Annotated in this window: 18 protein-coding genes; 2 read left to right on the top strand and 16 right to left on the bottom strand. The window is 43.5% G+C overall.

The window, feature by feature from the left end; translation table 11 throughout:
• Positions 1-40: 40 nt before the first annotated feature.
• The 11 genes from dnaI to EV213_RS10985 all read right to left on the bottom strand — a co-directional run bounded on the left by dnaI (position 41) and on the right by EV213_RS10985 (position 13,236).
• The gene (gene dnaI / locus EV213_RS11035) at positions 41-979 is read right to left on the bottom strand and encodes a primosomal protein DnaI (protein WP_133580592.1); all 939 of its coding nucleotides are present in this window, start codon (positions 977-979) and stop codon (positions 41-43) included.
• Positions 976-2,385 carry a replication initiation and membrane attachment family protein gene (locus EV213_RS11030; protein WP_133580591.1) on the bottom strand — a complete coding sequence of 470 codons (1,410 nt, stop codon included), beginning with the start codon at positions 2,383-2,385 and terminating at the stop codon, positions 976-978. The genes dnaI and EV213_RS11030 overlap by 4 nt, the downstream gene beginning before the upstream one ends.
• Before the next feature lie 546 nt (positions 2,386-2,931).
• Positions 2,932-3,417, bottom strand: coding sequence for a transcriptional regulator NrdR (gene nrdR / locus EV213_RS11025; RefSeq protein WP_133580590.1), 486 nt, complete (start codon positions 3,415-3,417; stop codon positions 2,932-2,934).
• Between the two features lie 205 nt (positions 3,418-3,622).
• A complete protein-coding gene (locus EV213_RS11020; protein WP_133580589.1) occupies positions 3,623-4,021 on the bottom strand; it encodes a cytosolic protein in 399 nt (132 codons plus the stop codon).
• Between the two features lie 138 nt (positions 4,022-4,159).
• Positions 4,160-4,546: an adenosylmethionine decarboxylase gene (gene speD / locus EV213_RS11015; protein ID WP_133580588.1), complete on the bottom strand. Its 387-nt coding sequence runs from the start codon at positions 4,544-4,546 to the stop codon at positions 4,160-4,162.
• A gap of 354 nt (positions 4,547-4,900) precedes the next feature.
• Positions 4,901-5,497, bottom strand: a complete 597-nt coding sequence (coaE, locus tag EV213_RS11010; RefSeq protein WP_133580587.1) for a dephospho-CoA kinase — start codon at positions 5,495-5,497, stop codon at positions 4,901-4,903.
• Positions 5,498-5,515: 18 nt separating this feature from the next.
• Positions 5,516-6,133, bottom strand: a complete 618-nt coding sequence (ytaF, locus tag EV213_RS11005) for a sporulation membrane protein YtaF (RefSeq protein ID WP_133580586.1) — start codon at positions 6,131-6,133, stop codon at positions 5,516-5,518.
• 62 nt (positions 6,134-6,195) lie between these two features.
• On the bottom strand, positions 6,196-7,023 hold the full coding sequence (gene mutM, locus EV213_RS11000) for a DNA-formamidopyrimidine glycosylase (protein ID WP_133580585.1): 828 nt from the start codon (positions 7,021-7,023) through the stop codon (positions 6,196-6,198).
• 128 nt (positions 7,024-7,151) lie between these two features.
• Positions 7,152-9,788: a DNA polymerase I gene (gene polA, locus EV213_RS10995; RefSeq protein ID WP_133580584.1), complete on the bottom strand. Its 2,637-nt coding sequence runs from the start codon at positions 9,786-9,788 to the stop codon at positions 7,152-7,154.
• A 1,025-nt stretch (positions 9,789-10,813) separates the two neighbouring features.
• The gene (pnpS, locus tag EV213_RS10990; protein ID WP_133580583.1) at positions 10,814-12,529 is read right to left on the bottom strand and encodes a two-component system histidine kinase PnpS; all 1,716 of its coding nucleotides are present in this window, start codon (positions 12,527-12,529) and stop codon (positions 10,814-10,816) included.
• Positions 12,526-13,236, bottom strand: a complete 711-nt coding sequence (locus tag EV213_RS10985) for a response regulator transcription factor (protein ID WP_166639264.1) — start codon at positions 13,234-13,236, stop codon at positions 12,526-12,528. The genes pnpS and EV213_RS10985 overlap by 4 nt, the downstream gene beginning before the upstream one ends.
• A 393-nt stretch (positions 13,237-13,629) precedes the next feature.
• On the opposite strand from EV213_RS10985, the gene EV213_RS10980 reads away from it, so the two are divergent.
• The gene (locus EV213_RS10980) at positions 13,630-14,073 is read left to right on the top strand and encodes a DUF6841 family protein (protein ID WP_133580581.1); all 444 of its coding nucleotides are present in this window, start codon (positions 13,630-13,632) and stop codon (positions 14,071-14,073) included.
• Between the two features lie 166 nt (positions 14,074-14,239).
• Here EV213_RS10980 and mdh read toward each other — a convergent pair whose 3' ends face one another.
• The 4 genes from mdh to EV213_RS10960 all read right to left on the bottom strand — a co-directional run bounded on the left by mdh (position 14,240) and on the right by EV213_RS10960 (position 18,273).
• On the bottom strand, positions 14,240-15,178 hold the full coding sequence (mdh, locus tag EV213_RS10975) for a malate dehydrogenase (protein ID WP_133580580.1): 939 nt from the start codon (positions 15,176-15,178) through the stop codon (positions 14,240-14,242).
• Positions 15,179-15,250: 72 nt separating this feature from the next.
• On the bottom strand, positions 15,251-16,525 hold the full coding sequence (gene icd / locus EV213_RS10970) for an NADP-dependent isocitrate dehydrogenase (RefSeq protein ID WP_133580579.1): 1,275 nt from the start codon (positions 16,523-16,525) through the stop codon (positions 15,251-15,253).
• A gap of 40 nt (positions 16,526-16,565) precedes the next feature.
• Positions 16,566-17,681: a citrate synthase gene (gene citZ / locus EV213_RS10965; RefSeq protein ID WP_133580578.1), complete on the bottom strand. Its 1,116-nt coding sequence runs from the start codon at positions 17,679-17,681 to the stop codon at positions 16,566-16,568.
• Between the two features lie 127 nt (positions 17,682-17,808).
• On the bottom strand, positions 17,809-18,273 hold the full coding sequence (locus EV213_RS10960) for a DUF441 domain-containing protein (protein ID WP_133580577.1): 465 nt from the start codon (positions 18,271-18,273) through the stop codon (positions 17,809-17,811).
• Between the two features lie 71 nt (positions 18,274-18,344).
• Between EV213_RS10960 and ytvI the strand changes: the two genes are divergently transcribed.
• The gene (ytvI, locus tag EV213_RS10955) at positions 18,345-19,457 is read left to right on the top strand and encodes a sporulation integral membrane protein YtvI (protein WP_133580576.1); all 1,113 of its coding nucleotides are present in this window, start codon (positions 18,345-18,347) and stop codon (positions 19,455-19,457) included.
• 165 nt (positions 19,458-19,622) lie between these two features.
• Here ytvI and EV213_RS10950 read toward each other — a convergent pair whose 3' ends face one another.
• Entirely contained in the window at positions 19,623-20,015 is a 393-nt protein-coding gene (locus EV213_RS10950) for an FxsA family protein (protein WP_133580575.1), read from the bottom strand.
• Positions 20,016-20,176 lie beyond the last annotated feature (161 nt).

Here is a 20,176-nt window from a genome sequence, read left to right as displayed (position 1 = left end):
TCATCCTCTGGACTGTTTCCAAAGGATGACCCGTTTTATTTTATTTTTTATCGCGGCGATTCTTCCCTGTTAGTTCAACGGGAATAGTTAGCGTTCTGATCCGCTCCATAATTCGCATCGCCTTTAACTGCTCATGCTCTCCTCGCTGACTGTAGGAAAAATGATGGAGAAGCTCATCCACGCCTAAATTCGACGAAATGAACGTCGGGCGTTTATGCATCATTCGATATTGAAAAATCGGCCCCAAAACCTCGTCACGCATCCAACTGGACATTGATTCCGCGCCTAAATCATCAAGCATTAGCACTTCTGCTTCTTGTACAGCCTGAACTCGACGCGCCAACGAATCATTTCCGAGTGATTCTTTGCACTGGCGGATAAATTCCGGTACGAACAAGAGCAGTGAGCTGGCTTTATATCGCGACTTCAACTCATTGGCCACGGCGCCAAGCAGATAGGTTTTCCCAGTGCCAAAGCTTCCATGGATATACAACCCAACAGGTGGCGGGGATGACTTGTATTGATCAATAAAATCGACAGCAAGACTAACAGCTCTTCGCTTACTAGCGAGTTCAAGCGTATCTAAATCCGACATGGTGGCGTTTAACACTTCATCAGGAATCGCCATTCCTTGTACGAGGGATTGCTGTTTCTTCATCGTTGATTCACGAATGTTTGAATCACATTTTTCATAGCGAATTTCAATTCGTGTGCCCGTGTAAACGAGTTTGGGCAGGTAGCCTTTCATCACATTGATACATTGATCCACGGAGGAGCAACTGTTGCAGGAATGTTGTTGTGTCGTGTACTCATAAAACAACATGAGATGGCGTTCAACAATATCATTCGTCAGTTGATGGCTATCAATAAAGCTTCGGATCTCTTGATGGGAAAGCACGTTTTCTTTCAATTGCTGAAGTTGCTTTTGAAGGTCTGATTGACTCCCCCACTTTCTTAATGAATCCTGAATAGGCTTCATTTGCCGCTCCTCCTTTGCTCAGTGGACTCATCACTTGTGCGTGACGCAAATTTCTTTAAACGTTCCTCCAGCTCCCGTTGTTCAGTCCGTTCCTGCTCTGACAATGTCTCTGACGGTGACTCATTTTGGGTATCCATCCAGGATGGGAGCTTCTCTGTGCGAATGGCTTTAGCCGTACGTTTTTTTGGACCTTCTGTCTGCCATTCCTTGTATTTAGCATTTTCGTCCTTCGCAAGAGCCATGGCCTGCCGCACTGTCATTACTTTTTTTCGTGCCCAATGACCGGCTATTTTTTGTACATAGCTCTTTGTTAGCTTACTATCGCTTCGGAGCATGACAAAATACAAGAGAACATTGACAACCCCTGCTGGTAGCTTCTGTTGGAACATTACATCCTCAACCATTCGCAGATCTGCTTCCGAGGGTTGCGCCCCTCCAGACCATTCTGTTAGCATCTGGTGCGGCGAAGAAATTTCAAGTGCATGAATGAGCTTATCCTCTTCTGTCTCCGGCGGGCTATCTTTAAACTCACGGGCTTGCGCCGGCTGAGTTTGGTGCACAACGGCAGGAAGCGTTTCTCCTGACTCGAATTGGTACCATTCCCTAGCTTGTTTTCGCAGAATATCAACATCAATTTCTTCGTGTTGCGTGAGGGCGCTCATTAGGATTTTTTTCATTTCGAGTGGAGAAATACGGTAAAGAAAAGCGAGCTTGTAGATCGCAGTTTTTACCTTTGGCGTGATGGCTTGCTTCGGAACCATTGCCTCATGGAGCCCTGAGAGCAATAATGAAAAATCAAATGTATCTGTTTCAATGGTGACCCCTGAAGGCGTTGCTGCCTTTTCCATTGTTTTATCCGCAGGAGTTTCTGGCGGTTTCGTTTGCTGTAAATCTGACATTTTAATGCTCTGAAAAACGTCAGTAAAGGACTTCGTCACTACGACATAGTCATCCGTACTCCTCGAGGGGACTTCAAAAAGCTCCTTTAAGTGATCGTACGCGGTCTTTCCGATTTTTTGATACAAAAAAATGTTAAGCAGCCCATCCGAAAAAAATTCAGCGGGCTGCATTGGAGATTGCAATTCATAGACAAACTGATGAACATTCTCAGATTTTTGGCGATACGTTTTCAGCAGACCAATGCCTTCTAGCAATTGACGAGCCTCATAAATTTGCTGCAAGTTTAATGCGAGCACGTTCATAAGGAAATGGTGCGTATGCGTCTTCTGCTGAAAGTCACGACGACGATGCTCGGAAATGAGTGTTTGAAAAACACCCATCGCTATTGCGCCAACTAATGGTTGATAGAGAAGCTGCAGCACCGCATGATCTTCTAGATGAAGCATGCCATTTGTCGTAATTTCATACTGATCAACGGGAAGAACGTCTTTCCAATGCTCTGTCACAAGGAATCACCTTACTTTTTTATGCTTTTAGGCTGATGAGAAACGCTCGCTTTCTTCGTTGCTTTGCCTTGTCCTGTGCTCATTGCCCAAATGGCAACTCCGCGCCTCCCAAGCCTTCGCGCCTTGAAAGACAAACGTTTTCATTCAGCCTAAATTGGGACTGAGGTGAAACGATCGCTTTCTTCGTTGCTTTGCCTTGTCCGGTGCTCATTGCCCAAATGGCAACTCCGCGCCTCCCAAGGCTTCAACGCTTAGACAAGACCATCGTTTTCATTCAGCCTAAATTGGGGCTGATGAGAAACGATCGCTTTCTTCGTTGCTTTGCCTTGTCCGGTGCTCATTGCCCAAAGGCAACTCCGCTCCTCCCAAGGCTTCAACGCTTAGACAAGACCATCGTTTTCATTCAGCCTAAATTGGGACTGAGGTGAAACGATCGCTTTCTTCGTTGCTTTGCCTTGTCCGGTGCTCATTGCCCAAAGGCAACTCCGCTCCTCCCAAGGCTTCAACTCTTAGACAAGACCATCGTTTTCATTCAGCCTACGTTTTTCATTTCCCTGGATCATACGGATGTGGGGGCTTTTCTTGTTTAATCAGGTCTTTTAATTCGTCCAAAAACGTGTTTACGTCCTTAAACTGCCTATATACCGATGCGAAGCGGACATAAGCCACCTCATCAATTTGCGCAAGATGGTCCATTACCATTTCACCAATTTCTTCAGAACTAACCTCTGGAACCCCGCGATCACGCAATTCCTTTTCCACATCAAGGGATAGTTCCTCAAGTGTTTGACTTGTCACAGGACGTTTTTCTACCGCTTTGATGAGCCCTCGGACCATTTTTTCACGACTGAACTCTTCACGAGCCCCTTCTTTCTTTATAACGAGTAATGGCATTGCCTCCACTTTTTCAAATGTGGTAAAGCGAAAGTTACAACGTTCACACTCGCGTCGCCTACGAATGGATCTGCCTTCCTCGGCTTGCCTGGAGTCTAACACTCTGCTCCCGTTTTGACCACAGTTTGGGCATATCATTTAACCATCTCCATCGCTTTCTTCGTTGCTTTGGCTTGTCCGATCTTCATTGCTCACAAAAGCAACTCCGTGGTCCCAAGTGTTTTTCACTTAGATAAACAACCTTTGATCAGCATGAAGTCCCTTTGCATTTTATCTTCACTTTACTTATGTATCTACTTTACTTGATTTTATCTACTTTGAAAAGAGGGACGCAAGCGTCGATTTAATCGTAGCTTAGTCCCGTTCCAATAAATGTGAGTGATTTATCCGTTTGACTGTAAAGCTTAGTGATTAGTTTATGAGAAGAACCGAAATCAAACGGCAGAACAGTTGAGGAAGTAATTGAGAAATCAACGGCTGTTTTGTAAGGACGAACTTCAATAATCGTCACGACGATAAATGCTCTTTTTCCCCCACGTATGTTCGCGCCAATTTCCCCACGGTCGGCTTGTACAGAGGACACCTCAAATTGCTTTTCTTTTTTAAGCAATGCAACCACAGCATCAATCGTCTGTTGTTTAGTTCCTTTGTAATAACGCGTTTTTAAATTTTCATCCCAATGCTTTTCTCGCGATTCCGAATGTGAGTTAAAGTATTTATCGAAAAATTGCCTAAAATTCATTTGTTTTCTCCCCCAGCTTCTTTTTCTGTGATGCTCTTTCAATGGCTTTTTGTCATCTACGAAGATGACGGTTCCAAAAAACGCCATAGAAAAAAGAGGTGGATTTCCACCTCTTCTAGTGTACCTTATAACTATGTCCTATGACAACGCATTTACACTCGTTTCCTTGATTCGAACAGGTCCTGCACCTCTAGGCACTTCAATGTTTTCCACTGAAGAAGCCTCAAGCGCTTTAGCAATATGGTTCGCTGCCACATTCGGATCAATTCGATCTCCGCACGTATACACGTCAATACTCGCATACCCATGCTCAGGAAAGCTATGAATCGTAAGATGGGATTCGGAAATGATGACAACGCCACTAACCCCTTGAGGTGCAAATTTATGAAACGCAACCTCTCTTACTTCAGCACCAGCTTTTAATGCCGCACCAACAAACGTTTCTTCAATATAGCTCATATCATTTAGTTTCTCATCATTGCATCCCCAAAGTTCTGCAATTACATGTCGACCCATTGTTTCCATTTTTGTTCCCCCTTTTCGTAATTAACACCTCATTGCACTTGAATGACAATTGTTCACTACCACGGGGGAAAGTTAGTCCAGAGAGGTCCTAACCCTTTGAGCAGCCTCACCCAATTGCTTGATGAAGTTACGATTCATAGTATACGATGCTACCATCATTTTTGCAACAAAATTTCCCCTGTTTTTTTATCGCAGTTCAATGAATGTCAATATGTCTAGCATAAATGCAACCGACACCAAGACTTGACATCAGCAGTCTTCAAAAATCATCATCGTTTACGCAGCAGCTTAAAGTACTCTATTGGACAACATTCCTAACTGCTTAATAGTTCGTTTTTAGCTAGACGTGTTTCGTTAGATTTTCATTGCGTTTATCCACTGAATAAGTTGCTCAATTGTTTCCTCAAACGTTCTACTATTGTCGACTGCGTAGTGCGCCAACTTCTTTTTTTCCTGAAGCGTCATTTGGGACTGAATTCGTAGCTTGGCTGCTTCTTCAGTCAATTGATCTCGTTCCATTAATCGTTCTAGCTGAATGTCAGGCGATACATAAACAAGCAATGTGGTATCAAATTCATGAGCACGTCCGTTTTCAAAAAGCAGTGGAATATCACTGATAATGGCGTTTGGCGACATTTTCATCCATTCGTTTTGCTGACGCTTCATTTCGTTCTGCACAGCAGGATGGACGATGTGATTTAAAGTTTCGCGAGCTTTGTCATCGGAAAAAATATGCGCACCGAGTTTTTTGCGATCCAGAGCTCCGTTCTCCTGCACATACGCTTGTCCAAACGCGTCAATGATTTCATTCAACGCGTCTTGACCTGGTTCGACCACTTGTCGGGAAATGACATCCGCATCAATGATTGGGTATCCTTTCGAAGACAACCAGTGAGACACGCTACTTTTCCCACTGGCAATACCACCCGTCAATCCAACGTTTAGTGACATACAACCCACCGCTTTCTTTTATACTTTCCACAAACCAATCATAATTAACATTACACTTGGAAACACAGAGAACGCACGCATCAATCGAGGGTTTGACATTGTATGGCCTAACCAAATCCCCGAACGAAGACAAAGCAAGCTGCTTAGCACGATGGCAAGTGTCATCCAAACAGGGGAAAATGAAAGAAATGCTGCACTGATCCCTGCGCCAAGTGCATCAAGTGACAGAGCAATACCTAAAAACACCGCTTCCGTTCCAGAAATATGACCTGACGCATCCATATCTGCTGAAGATGGTGATTTTACAACATGGAGAAGTTGCTTTGGTCCGCCATTCTCCGCCGCTGAATGGGTACGGTTTGAAAAAGATGAAATGATCATCTGTATCAGGACCCACATCCCGATGCAAATCAGAAGCCAACCGCCCATTGACTCGGCTACTTCAACCGATAAAAACTGCTCAATAAACGTTCCAAACTGCATCGCCATGAGAAAGGTCAAGGCAGAACAAAGTGAAATAATGACAAGCGCTAGCAGCGGCACGCGAATGCCTCTCACCCCATACGTAAAGCCAACCGCAAACCCATCTAAGCTTACCGCAAACGCAAGTAAACTTAAAAAAAACAATGAAGACATAGACCCGTCTCCCTCCAATGAACTTACTGTAGTGTATGGAAGGAAATTGTCCTATGTCCGTCTTACATAGGCTGACAGCTTGAACAAAAGTGCGTACCTCTGCCGGCAACAATGCTTTTTTCAATACCAGCCTCACACTGCTTGCACTTTTCTCCCTTACGACCGTAAACTAAAAATTCATTTTGAAACGTACCGAGCTCACCAAACGTATTTTTATAGGAGCGGATGGTACTGCCGCCTTTTTCAATCGCGTCAAGAAGAACTACTTTCATTTGTTCAGCGAGAGTTAACGTTTGTGCATCGGTCAGCTCGCATGCCGATTTTGCTGGATGAATGCCCGATCGGAAGAGGGTTTCATCCACATAGATGTTCCCAAGACCTGCGACAATTTTTTGATCCAGCAACACTGCTTTAATCGACCGTTTTGTTTTCCTTAAGCTCGCAGAAAAAGCACCCACATCAAACGCTTCATCAATGGGCTCTTCTCCTACTTGAGAAAGAGGCAAGCTCTGGTGCTCTTCCCCAATATGAAACAAATGCATCGTCCCAAATTTCCGTACATCCTTATATCGGAGTTCTGTTTCATCGGCAAAGGAAAACACAATATGCGTATGAGTGTCTCTGTCTCGATCTTTTGGAGACAGTTCATACTTTCCTTCCATACGCAAATGTGAAACGATGGCATCCTTTTCCGTATATAAAATCAAAAATTTCCCTTTGCGATCCACTCGTTGAAAGGTCGATCCACGCAGACGGTGATTCCATTCTGCTTGTTCTGTGGGGCGTTTTATAATATTTGACCAAAACACGTCCATATGTTCAATCCGTTTTCCAATAATAAGGGCGGTGAGCGCATTTCGAACACTCTCTACTTCGGGCAATTCTGGCACGGTGTGACTCCTTTCTATGTTAATTAAATCGTTAGCTTATTTCTGAAAACTTAAAGAGGAGGGCGTTTAGCCAGATCATTGAACAATCTAGCGATGCCCACCCTCTTCAATTTCACCTAGTCGATAGCTTATTTGGCATCGTACCACGTACTTCCAGATGAAAGATCGACTTTAAGTGGCACGTCCAATGCCATCGCCTGTTCCATTACAGACGGCACAATGGTTTCGAGCCAAGCCAATTCTTCTTTCGGCGTTTCGATAATTAGTTCATCGTGCACCTGCAATAAAACACGTGCACGGGCTCCTTTTTTCTTCAGTTCATCATTCAGACGAATCATCGCTTGCTTGATGATATCAGCACCTGTTCCTTGGATTGGAGTGTTCATAGCTGTTCGTTCAGCAAAGCTACGCTGATTAAATTGACGACTATTAATATCCGGCAAGTAGCGACGACGATTCATTAATGTCGTCACATAGCCATCTTTTCTCGCCTGTTCTACTACGGATTCCATGTACCTTTTCACACCTGGATACGATTCTAGATAACGTTCGATGAATTGGCCAGCTTCCTTTCGCGTAATCCCAAGGCTTTGAGATAACCCATAATCGCTTATCCCATAAACGATGCCAAAGTTTACAGCCTTTGCTTGACGACGCATGTTTCCCGTCACATCATCAGCCTCCACCTTGAACACTTCCATAGCCGTTTGTGTATGAATGTCTTCGCCCTTTTTAAACGCCTCAATCAGCTTTTCATCCTCAGAGATATGCGCGAGCACACGAAGCTCAATCTGCGAGTAATCCGCAGAGAGCAATACCCAGTCTGGCTCAGAAGGCACAAACGCTTTCCGTATCTTGCGTCCCTCCTCCAATCGAATGGGGATGTTTTGCAAGTTGGGATCAATGGAACTCAGACGACCTGTTTGTGTGAGGGCCTGGTTAAAACGCGTGTGTATTTTACCCGTTTTATCGGAAATGGATTTTAACAAGCCTTCAATATACGTTGAATTTAGCTTCCCTAGCTGTCGATACAAGAGAATTTTCTCGATGATTGGATGTTTGTCCTCAAGCTTTTCAAGCACGTCCGCAGAGGTCGAATAGCCTGTTTTTGTTTTCTTCATAACTGGGAGGTTGAGTTTATCAAACAGAATTTCTCCAAGCTGCTTTGGTGAATTGATATTAAATTCAACGTCTGCCAATTCATGAATTTCAGCTTCAACCTTGGCCAATGTCTTTTCAAGCTCTTGCCCCATTGACTTTAGGGACTCGGCATTAACATCCACACCCTGGAATTCCATTTGGGAAAGGATGGCGGCTAACGGAAACTCCAGCTCTTCAAATAGCATGTCCATATCACGCGCTTTAAGCTCTTTAGCAAGCAACGGATGAAGCTCACGTAACACAACCGCTTTCTCCCCAACAAATTGGGCAAGTGTGTCAACGGGAGGAACAGTAAATTTTGCGCCTTTCCCGTAAATGGATTCATCGGTACGGACCTTGCCAACAGCATGGCGGGAGGCGACATCGGATAATTCATGATTCGTTTCTCCAGGATTGATTAAATAAGAGGCCATATACGCATCAAATGTGACACCATTCAAGGAGAGCCCCTTCCACTTCAACGACACCCACGCTTTTTTGGCGTGGTAGACGACCTTCTCGTCATCAGACGCCAGCCAATCCTGCAACTCTTTTGAGCCTTCAATGACCTCTGGACTGGCAAAAAACACACCGTTGTCGTTGGCGATTCCCATTCCGAGTATAGGAGAGGTATGGTAATTTTCCTGTGGCAGCTCGATAACAATGGCTGCCGGTGACTGCAAGGCTGCTTTTTTTACATCTGCAGTTAGCAGCTCAACCTCCACATCAATGTCGGACTGTGAAGATTCCTCTTCAGCCTCTTCACTTCCAATACGTTCAAGCAGTGATTTAAACCCAAATTCCTTGAATACCTCACCAACCTTGTTCGGCTCAAAAGATGCATAGGAAAGCTCTTTGAGCGCTTTGTTAATGGGAGCGTCAGTATTTATTGTCACTAGTTTTCTGCTCATCTCCGCATCCGAACGATGGTCTGCAAGCTTTTCTTTGAGTTTTTTCCCGCTTACCTCGTCAAGGTGGTCATATACACCAGCCACTGTTGAAAATTGTGCCAAGAGCTTTAACGCTGTTTTTTCCCCAACACCTGGAACCCCTGGAATGTTGTCAGAGCTATCGCCCATAAGGGCCTTCAAGTCAATGATTTGTTCTGGTTGGAGAGCGTATCGTTCATATAGAGCTTCTATATCATAGCTATCCATCTCGGTGATGCCTTTACGTGTGAGATGAACGGTGATTTTCTCTGAGACAAGCTGTAGCAAATCCTTATCTCCAGTAATAATGTCAATGTCGTAGCCTTCTGCCTCAGCGAGTCTCGCATAGGTGCCAATTAAATCATCCGCTTCATAAAGGTCCTGTTGATCGACGGCAATATCAAACGAGGCAAGCAGGTCATGAAGCATCGGAAGCTGCTCAGACAATTCAGAAGGGGTTTTTTGTCGTGTTCCCTTGTAGGAGGCATACGTCTCGTGGCGAAATGTCTTTTTTCCTTTATCAAAGGCAACGAGCATATGTGAGGGATTGTGATTTTCCAATACTTTTAAAAGCATTGTCGTGAACCCATAAACGGCATTCGTGTAAACCCCTTTGTCGTTGCTTAATAAAGGAAGTGCAAAAAAAGCACGATAAGCAATAGAATTTCCATCAATCAGTACGAGTCGATTATTCATTAGGCAATGGCCTCCTCAACGTCTTCTTCTAAGTTGTATTCTACCATGTCCTAAAAGCAAAAGAAAAAAAGCTTGATTGAGTAGAATAGCTTTTGGTCAAAACAGAAACATATTAACTCAACTTGCAATTCAATATTGGGGTTGCTTTCTATACAAGCTGCCATACGCTCGCTTTCACCCTAAAGTGTACAAGTGCATCATCGACTCGAAGGAAGCTTCATCGTGTTTTCTTTTCACCCTACGGGTACAAGTGCAACATCGACTCGAAAAGACCTCGTCGTGTTTTCTTTGCCGCTGGAGTCTTGCTAGTGGTAGCTTTTAATGATGCTCATTTTTGATCTAATAAGAGATAAAAAGGGGCTCATCTTGTGATTTTGCGTCTAGAAGTCAGCTTCGTTACTGAAAGACGACCTTTTAGAAATCAAAGGATTGTGAGCACCGTTACCATCCCTATTTACTGAATACAGCAGGCGTTGTTTTGGGGAGGTCAATTGCTTTACTTCCACTGAAGCATAGCAAGCGTTGAAGTTGATTTTGCACTGTCCACCGCTCCATCAATACTGCACTAGGTGATATAACTTTGCATGAAACGATGCGCTTACTTGTCTTGTTTGGTAATTTAAACGACTTAACTCGTTTTCTTACTTGTTTATACAAAAATCATTTACGTAGAAACAAACATTAGCGTAGTCAAAATACGTAGACTCCTACGGGAACAGCGCGAGCTGAAGATCCCCTCGGAAAGCTTTTGCTTTCCGAGGAAGCTGAAGCCGTGCCCGTGGAAAGCGAAGTGTTTTGACGAAGCGGTCGTGTTTTCTTTGCCGCTAGTTATATAGAGCATGGAGATCCGCTTAATTGCTAAGAGGCGATCTATTAGAAAATACAATCCATTAATTGATCACACCACAAAAAAAGGACGAAAAGCATGTACGCTTTTCGCCAAACTCGGATTGCTCCTATATGAAGGGGTTTCATAAGTAAGCATACCGAATGTTTATAAAGACTGTGTGAATAGCTTGTAAAACTCATGTAAACTGATTGGGAAGCCGCACAGTGAATGTCGTTCCGTTGCCAATGCTGCTATCGACCCGTATTTGACCACTATGGGCTTCAACAAGGTGCTTTACAATGGCAAGGCCAAGGCCTGTGCCTCCTGAATGGCGGCTTCGATCTTTATCAACACGATAAAAACGTTCAAAAATCCGTGGAATTTCACTTGTCTCAATGCCAATGCCTGAATCGGAGACAACAAGCTCCACTCCCGATTCTTTAGACTGAATGGCAATGTGAACATTTCCACCTTCAGGCGTGTATGCAATAGCGTTGTTCATGAGATTGTAAAGAATTTGCCGAATCCGAAGGCTGTCTCCCTTCACTGAGAGTTCGTTTTTCTCATCCGAATTCGCAAACAGCTCAATGTTCTTTTTGCCCGCCTTGTCAGACAGCGCATCAATGGTGTCTTGCACTACATCCGCAAGGGACACTTCAGAGACATTCAACACAAAACCTTCTTGTTCAATTCTAGACAAATCAAGCAAATCATGAATTAACGACTGAAGCCTTTCGCTTTCCTTAAGAATAATGGATAAGAAATGCTCACGAAGCTCCTTCTCTTCCCCTGCCCCATCAAGAAGTGTTTCCGTAAATCCTCGAATAGAAGTGATTGGGGTTTTCAGTTCATGTGAAACGTTCGCAACAAAATCTTTACGTGTATTTTCCAGTTTCTTCAAATCAGTAATATCATGAAAAACAAGCACAATGCCTTTCCATTCCTTCGCTTCACCGATAATTGGTGTACCATACACTTCAAAATGCTTTCGTTCTATATTTAATGAAAGGCGCATTTGTTTACGTACGCTTTTTTCCGTCATAAAGACTTCTTCAATCAAGTGAATGACTTCTTGGTGCTCCAAGACATCATAGTAATTACGATACAGCAACTCGTTTTCGTCAACATAAAACGTTTCTTTATACGTTTTATTTAACAGATTCACTGAGCCTTTCCCATCAATGAGCAGCAAACTACTTCCCATGCTTTCAATCAAGGTTCGTAAACGATCTTTTTGCATCTCTTGGGAATCGACCATTTTTTGCAGATTGCGCGCCAAAATATTAATGGACTGACTTAACGCACTCCCCGTTTCCCCTGAGAACTGTTCATAGGTTCTTGCTTTATAATTGCCCCTTGCAAGTTCCGTAGCAACTCTAGTAGCGGACTCAATCGGTTTTGAATAATGCATTGTTATTCGCACTGTTATAAACGTAATGATGAGCAACGCTAAACCAAGCAAGAGGAGAATCGTCCACCAAATCGATGAGGTGGCTGCCGTGACTTCGTCTCTTAGCTTTCCTACGAACAAATAAGCCCCTTGAGAAGACAGGTCCACTTCAACGAGAGTATACAAATAATGCTCGTTTTGCTGATTCGCACTAGCGCTTGTAATTCGAACGTTGTCAGGGATAGGAACTTGATTTTCACCAGTCTGGGTAGTTGTTAGCAAGCTCCCTTGCTCATCGTAAAGCGCCATGAGCGTTGAACCATTGCCTGCGACACGATCCAATAAATCGTCATTCTCTTCAAGCATACTGCCAATGAAGGTTGCTTCATCGCTCAACTGGTTTTGTGTTTCTTCTATGAATCGTTGCTCAATAGCCTGCCCAAGCACAAAAGCAATTGCCACAAAGGACAATGCCAATGTGATTGTTAAAAGAATTGGCAGTCGAATGTGTATTCGTTTCATACGTGTTTAGGCTCTTCCATCTTATACCCTAACCCGCGAATCGTTTTAATGTAGGTCGGTTTCTTCGTGTCATCCTCAATTTTTTCACGCAAGTGACTAATGTGCACATCTACAATTCGTGTGTCTCCTACAAAATCATAGTTCCACACCGCGCTAAGAAGTTGATCACGGGTCATGACACGTCCGCGATTTTTAGCGAGATAAGCCAAAAGTTCGAATTCCTTAGGGGTTAATTCCAACTCTTCTTTTCTATAATAGGCTTCATACTGGTCTGGGTACACTTCAAGCTCACCGAATACGTAGGATTCTTGCTCTTTTGATTCTTCCGTTTGAGCAGCCTGTGTTCGACGTAAGATCGCTTTAACGCGCGCAACCACTTCTCTCGGACTAAAGGGCTTTGTCATGTAATCGTCTGCGCCTAATTCCAAACCAAGAACCTTGTCAAACTCATCATCCTTAGCCGTGAGCATAAGAATAGGAAGCTGGTTTTTTTGCTGTCGTAGCTGCTTACATACTTCGACCCCATCCATTTTAGGCAACATTAAATCAAGAACAACTAAGGCGGTTGCCTCCTGCGCAATCATTTGCAGTGCCTTTTCGCCATCATCGGCTGTGATCACTTCAAATCCAGCCTGCTCCAGATTGTATTTTAATAACGTCACAATGGACGGTTCATCGTCTACAACTAATATTTTTTTATCGCTCACATTGAGTCCTCCTGCGTTGATTTCCCCGTCTATATAGGGTTCTCTTTTTCGTTTTCAATCAATGCCTGGGAGTATCTCTCAAGCTTTTTGTAAATGAACTCTCCTATGTATCATACTATCAATTTTGATTGAGCAAAAGTTTTTCTTATTGGAGTTCCTTATTTTAAATCGTCTTATTATCGTTTTATCCTGTGATAGAGGGAAAGTCGTGTATGAGGTTAGTGTCTTTGTCATCACTGTAGCGCATATGGTTTTGAAACAGAAGGGCATTCTAATTCTGGAGGATATAGCTCGTATGCGATGAACGATTTTAACAGCTTCGGAAAATCGTTTAGAACGAAGAATTGAGGGAATTAGAAAACGACGATACTATTTTGTTAAAGGAATGATTTTTTGAGTAATGACGTATTGAAAAAGAAAGCAGAAGACTTTTTTCAGACGTATGAAACAAAATTCAATGAGGCTTTGAACGATACGCCTGACTTAGAGGTCATTGTACGTTTTTACTCTGAGGAATTTATTTCTGTAAATCCATTAGTCGTAAAAACTGGCATCAATAATGAATCACTAAAAGATGCGATGGCCGAAGCCTATGAATACTATCGATCGATTGGCACAAAGCACATGGAGTGTCTGGATGTTTCAATCACTGTCCTTGATGACAAGCATTTTGTCGCTCATACCAAATGGAATTCGGTATATGAGAAAAATGGCGAAGAAATATCAATTCCTTTCCAATCCAATTACCTTTTACAAGAAAATGACACTACGTTTAAAATATTCGGATGGATTACTGGCGACGAACAGTCGTTATTGAAGGAAAATGGGATTATTTAAACCGTTTTTTTGTTGATAATAGGATATTTCCAGCTGATGATTCATCGAAAAACCCATTTCTCATAAGCCGTATCTGTGAGAAATGGGTTTTTCGTCTGTTAAACAGATCGTCTCAAACGATCCTCATGCCTTCATTCGAGTGAAAAACCAGCTGAGAGGATAGTTGTTAGTCGACGAGGTCCATTACTTTCTTCACGGACTCTACAGACTTGTCTAACGCTGCCTTCTCCTCATCTGTAAGGTCCAATTCAATAATTTTCTCTAAACCCGCACCGCCTAGAACGGTAGGTACGCCAAGATAAATGCCGTCGTAGCCATATTCACCTTCCAATAAAGTGATGGCCGGCAATACACGTCGTTGATCCTTTAAAATGGCCTCCACCATTTCTGCGAGCGAAGCAGCTGGGGCATAATAGGCACTGCCGTTTCCAAGGAGGTTAACAATCTCGCCACCACCTTTTCTTGTACGTTCAACAATTGCGTCAAGGCGCTCTTTTGAGACAAGCGTTTCGAGCGGTACGCCACCGGCATAGGAGTAGCGAATGAGCGGAACCATATCATCGCCATGGCCGCCTAGAACAAACCCTGTAATGTCTTTAACGGAGAGGTTCACCTCTTGCGCGATAAACGTACGGAATCTCGCTGTGTCTAAAATTCCTGATTGTCCTATCACGCGTTCTTTAGGAAATCCGGAAGCCTGATATACGGCATAGGTCATCGCATCGACTGGATTTGTGAGAACGACGATGATCGCATTTGGTGAATACGTGACGATTTCCTTTGTGACTGACTTCATTATTTTTGCATTTGTCGCAACTAGATCGTCTCTACTCATTCCAGGCTTTCTTGCAATTCCTGCTGTAATGACGACAATATCAGAGTCGGCCGTATCTTTGTAATCAGCCGTTCCAATGATTTGTGCATCAAAGCCTTGAACAGGACTTGCCTCAAGCATATCCAACGCTTTGCCTTTTGTTTGGTTTTCCAGCTCCGGAATATCCACTAAAACGACATCTGCAAGTTCCTTCTGCGCAACCATTAATGCTGTCGTTGCACCGGTAAATCCAGCGCCAATAACAGATACTTTTCTTCTTTGAATCGCCATGAGTAAACTCCTCCTCTAGGTTTAAAAATAGAACAAGCGGTGCCATAAGCGGCACCGCAAGTGTATTCGTTGTTACGCATCCATATTTTGAATGAGAGCTTCTCCAAATGCTGAACATTTTACTTCTGTTGCTCCATCCATTAGACGAGCAAAGTCATACGTGACGACTTTTTCAGCAATGGTTTTCTCCATTGATTTAATGATCAAATCCGCTGCTTCATTCCAGTTCAAATGCTCAAGCATTAACACACCAGAAAGGATAACAGACGATGGGTTTACTTTATCAAGACCCGCATATTTTGGAGCAGTTCCGTGAGTTGCTTCAAAAATGGCATGGCCCGTTTCATAGTTAATGTTGGCTCCAGGTGCGATACCGATGCCGCCTACTTGGGCTGCAAGTGCATCAGACACATAGTCCCCGTTTAAGTTCATTGTTGCAACCACATCAAATTCTTTTGGACGAGTCAAGATTTGTTGTAGGAAGATATCTGCAATCGCATCTTTCACGATGAGTTTGCCAGCTGCTTCTGCTTCTGACTGCGCTTGATCCGCTGCTTGGCGTCCTTTGTCTTCAACAATTTGATCGTATTCAGCCCAAGTAAAGACTTTATCGCCAAATTCATCTTCAGCTACTTGGTACCCCCAGTTTTTGAAGGCTCCTTCAGTGAACTTCATAATGTTCCCTTTGTGCACAAGTGTAACGGATTTACGGTTTTCATCAAGTGCGTACTGAATAGCAGCTCTTACAAGACGTTTTGTCCCTTCTTCAGATACGGGCTTAATGCCGATACCAGACGTTTCAGGGAAACGGATATTATGTACACCCATTTCATTTTGCAAGAAGGAAATCACTTTTTTCACTTCATCAGAGCCTTCTTGATACTCAATTCCAGCATAGATATCTTCTGTATTTTCACGGAAGATCACCATATCAGTGTCTTCAGGGCGTTTTACAGGTGAAGGTACGCCTTCAAAATAACGCACTGGACGCAAGCAAGTGAACAAGTCAAGCTCCTGACGCAACGCTACGTTCAATGAACGGATACCTCCGCCAATAGGCGTTGTCAAAGGACCTTTGATGGCAATTTTGTATTCTCTAATAGCATCTAATGTTTCAGCAGGAAGCCATTCGCCTGTTTGGTTAAAGGCCTTTTCACCTGCAAGTACTTCTTTCCAAACGACTTGCTTTTCACCTTTATACGCTTTTTGTACAGCAGCTTCAATGACTTTTGAAGCAGAAGCCCAAATATCTGGACCTGTTCCGTCTCCTTCGATATAAGGAATTACAGGTGCATTTGGTACGTTAAGTACACCATTCGTTTCTGTAATACGTTCGCCTTGAGCCATGTTGCATTCCTCCTGAAATTATATTGTTTACCTACTTCAATTAACGCTGGGCAATCGGGATAAAGGTTTCGCCTTCTTTACCTACGTACTCCGCACGCGGGCGAATCAAACGATTGTTCTCAAATTGCTCAAGAATATGAGCAATCCAACCAGACACTCGGCTAACAGCAAAGATCGGTGTGAAGAGATCATGATCAATACCTAAGCTGTGATAGACCGATGCAGAGTAAAAATCAACGTTTGGCGGAAGATTTTTTTGTCCAGTCACAAGCTTTTCAATGGCTACTGACATCTCATAATACTTTTCTTCTCCAGTCACCTTTGTAAGCTCTTGTGACATTTCCCGTAAATGCTTGGCACGCGGATCACCTGTTTTGTACACACGATGTCCGAAGCCCATGATTTTTTCTTTATTGTCCAGCGCATTTTGAATATAAGGCTCTACATTATCGATTGTACCAATTTCTTTAAGCATTTTCATTACTCTCTCATTGGCTCCACCGTGGAGAGGTCCTTTTAGCGCGCCAATAGCAGCTGTCACGCCTGAATACATGTCCGAAAGTGTGGCTACACAAACTCGAGCAGTAAATGTGGATGCATTTAACTCATGATCTGCATGAAGCACAAGAGCCTTGTTGAATGCTTCTACACTAATGTCATTTGGCTCTTCTCCTGTAAGCATGTAAAGGAAATTCGCCGCAATGCTAAGACCTTTTTTTGGTGCAATCGGGTCTTTCCCGCTTCGAATACGCGAAAACGCTGTCACTAAGGCCGGCATTTTTGCTTGAAGGCGAATCGCCTTTCGCTTGTTTGCCTCCGGATCATCAATGTCAGCTTCATCATCAAAAAGGCCAAGCATAGAAACCGCTGTGCGCAATGCCGCCATCGGATGAACCGAATCAAGATTGTATGAGCGGAAATGAGCAATGATTTCTTCTGGAAGCTCTGTTTGTGCTGAGAGTTCATCAGCAAACACTTTGTGCTCCTCTTGGTTCGGTAAACGCCCAAACCACAGCAAGTAGACAACTTCCTCAAAGGACGCTTGCTCTGCTAAGTCATCAATGTTGTACCCTCTATATGTAAGCACATCATCAATAATCGAACTGATAGACGACTGCGTCGCTACGACGCCTTCAAGCCCTCGGCTAACTGTCATATCATTCTCTCCTTTTTTAAAAATAAATTCCTTCTACACGCTTCGTCATGCTGATGCTATGCAATGCATATGAATCTATTATAACGTTTTCTTGATCTTTTGTGAATCAATTCAAAAGTGTTGGAGCCTATCCTCCAAAATGTTTGATCATTGAAATCAAAAGCGCTGCAATGCCGGCACCGATTAAAGGCCCAACAGCCACCCCACCAAATAGAGACACCGCAAGTATCGTTCCTAAAACGAGTGCTGCTGTGAGATGGGGGTCGTTGGCAAGCAGATCAAGTCCACTTTTTGCAATTAAAGCGACAAACAAACCTGCTCCAACAGCAATCCAAGCACTGTATGATTTAGCAGCATCTACAAGCTGTTTGAAACCAATTTCTCCAGTTGCAATAGGGACAAGCACTGCAATTGTGATGACAGTTATGCCAATTTGTAGACCTTTATCCTGTAAAAATACAAACGGTTTATCCGATGCTCCTGAAGCCTTAATAGCTGCTAACACTAGAACAGCCACATACAATGTCTTATTTTTTGCTATAAGTCCAATAACAAACAATATGAATAAAAACAGGGACGATCCGAATGCCATTCTACCACGCGCCTTTCATTATCATCGTTCAACCATAGATGTCATTCGTTTAATTTAGAAGGAGGTTGCCTTTGAATAAGAGAGAGAGCGACCATTTATTTATGATCGGACGCGCATTAGTGCTCCTTACGTGCATCGCCATAGGAGGCATTGTCATTTACGCCATTATTCGTTATGCATACCCATTCGTCATCGCTCTTCTCTTTGCCTCTATGCTTCACCCGACAGTATCATGGCTTGAAGCTCGTATCCATTGTTCGCGTACAATTGCAATCAGCTTGACAATGATCGGGGTGCTTGGCGTGTTATGTAGCTTGCTTGTTTATGGAATTGCTGAGCTTGCCAATGGCACACGGTACCTTATATCCGTCATGCCCTCTCAAATTGACACCCTATTTCAGGCCATAAATGTACGCGTCATGTCGTTGTACACCCACATTCAAACGATTGTTCAAGGCCTTGATGCGGATCAACAGCAGATTGTTCAACAGCAGATTGAACAACTCGTAAACAGCTCTGGAGAAACGATCAAGGCAATCATTCAAGCTTGTCTCAGCTTTTTCCCGATTATACTCTCAAGACTCCCAAATACAGCTGCTGTTTTTATTTGCACAGTCCTTGGCACCTTCTTTATGTTGAAAGAATGGGAGCGCGTAGCCGTTTGGTTTCGTGACTTTTCACCCCCATTTCTTCAGCATAGTAGCCGAGCCATCCAGCGCTCATTAAAAAAATCCCTCATCGGGTTTGTACGTGCGCAGCTTATCCTTGTCAGTATCTCAAGTGTTCTCGTGTGGATCGGTTTATCCCTATTAAGCGTTAATTATGCACTTACCATTGCTCTTTGTATTGCCCTTGTTGATTTATTGCCTTATGCAGGCACAGGACTTGTTTTTATCCCATGGATGATCTATGCCTTTGTCCAAGGAGATTACTCCTTGGTGATTGGGCTCGCTGTATTGTACGGAATTGTCCTCATCATAAGACAGGTCATGGAGCCTCGTATTCTCTCAAGTCAAATTGGAACGCACCCTTTGCTTACATTGATTTCAATGTTTGCCATGTATCAATGGATAGGCGTCGCTGGCCTCGTATTTGGTCCAATTCTTATGGTCATTGGGTACGCACTCACGCACGCCAAGGTTCCAAATGCTGCATGGAAGTACATTCGCGGACCAAAATATTGAATCTAGGGAGAGTCTGAGAACTCAGAAGGGAGCAGAAGTTACCCATTTTTCGTTCCAAGTAAGGCGCTTTTTCGCAGGCGTACCAGACGTACATCAAGGAAAAGGAACGCAGCAAGGGACGAAAAGGCGGTGACAGATGCCTCTAAGCGCGTTTTAAGACACGCCCTAACGTCTGAAAATAATAAAGCCCTTTTTCGAAGCAATAAATGTAATAATCAGCTGGACAATGCGACGAGGACCTGAGCGTAAGCCTGGGATTAAGAAAAACAAGCCTATAATATCACTAATAAACCCAGGGAAAACAAGCATGATACCGCCAACAATAACGCACACTCCATCGATCATTTCTTCTGTTGGCGGAATGCCTCGATCGATTTTTCGGCGTGCCTCAAATAACAGCTTCGTTCCTTCCCTTTTGAGCAGCCATGCCCCGATGATGCCCGAAAGAATAATGAGAAGAACCGTTGGAAGGTAACCAAAGGTTTGGCCAGCAAAGATAAACATACCCACCTCAAGGGCTGGCACAACAATCAATAAAAGCAACAGCCATTTTTGCATCAACTCCGCTCCTCTCAAGCCTTTTAAGTGTTATTGTAACGCAACTTATGCACCTTACATTTGGCAGATACACTTAGACATAACTGGGTAAATCTGAAATTTATTGTTGGAGGTGCTTTTTATACAAGCTGCCATACGCTCGCTTTCACGATAAACGGCAT

This window comes from Aureibacillus halotolerans (genome assembly GCF_004363045.1).
Lineage (GTDB): Bacteria > Bacillota > Bacilli > Bacillales > DSM-28697 > Aureibacillus > Aureibacillus halotolerans.
Note: the sequence above shows the minus strand (reverse complement) of the source record. Positions and strands in the feature narration are given on the sequence as shown.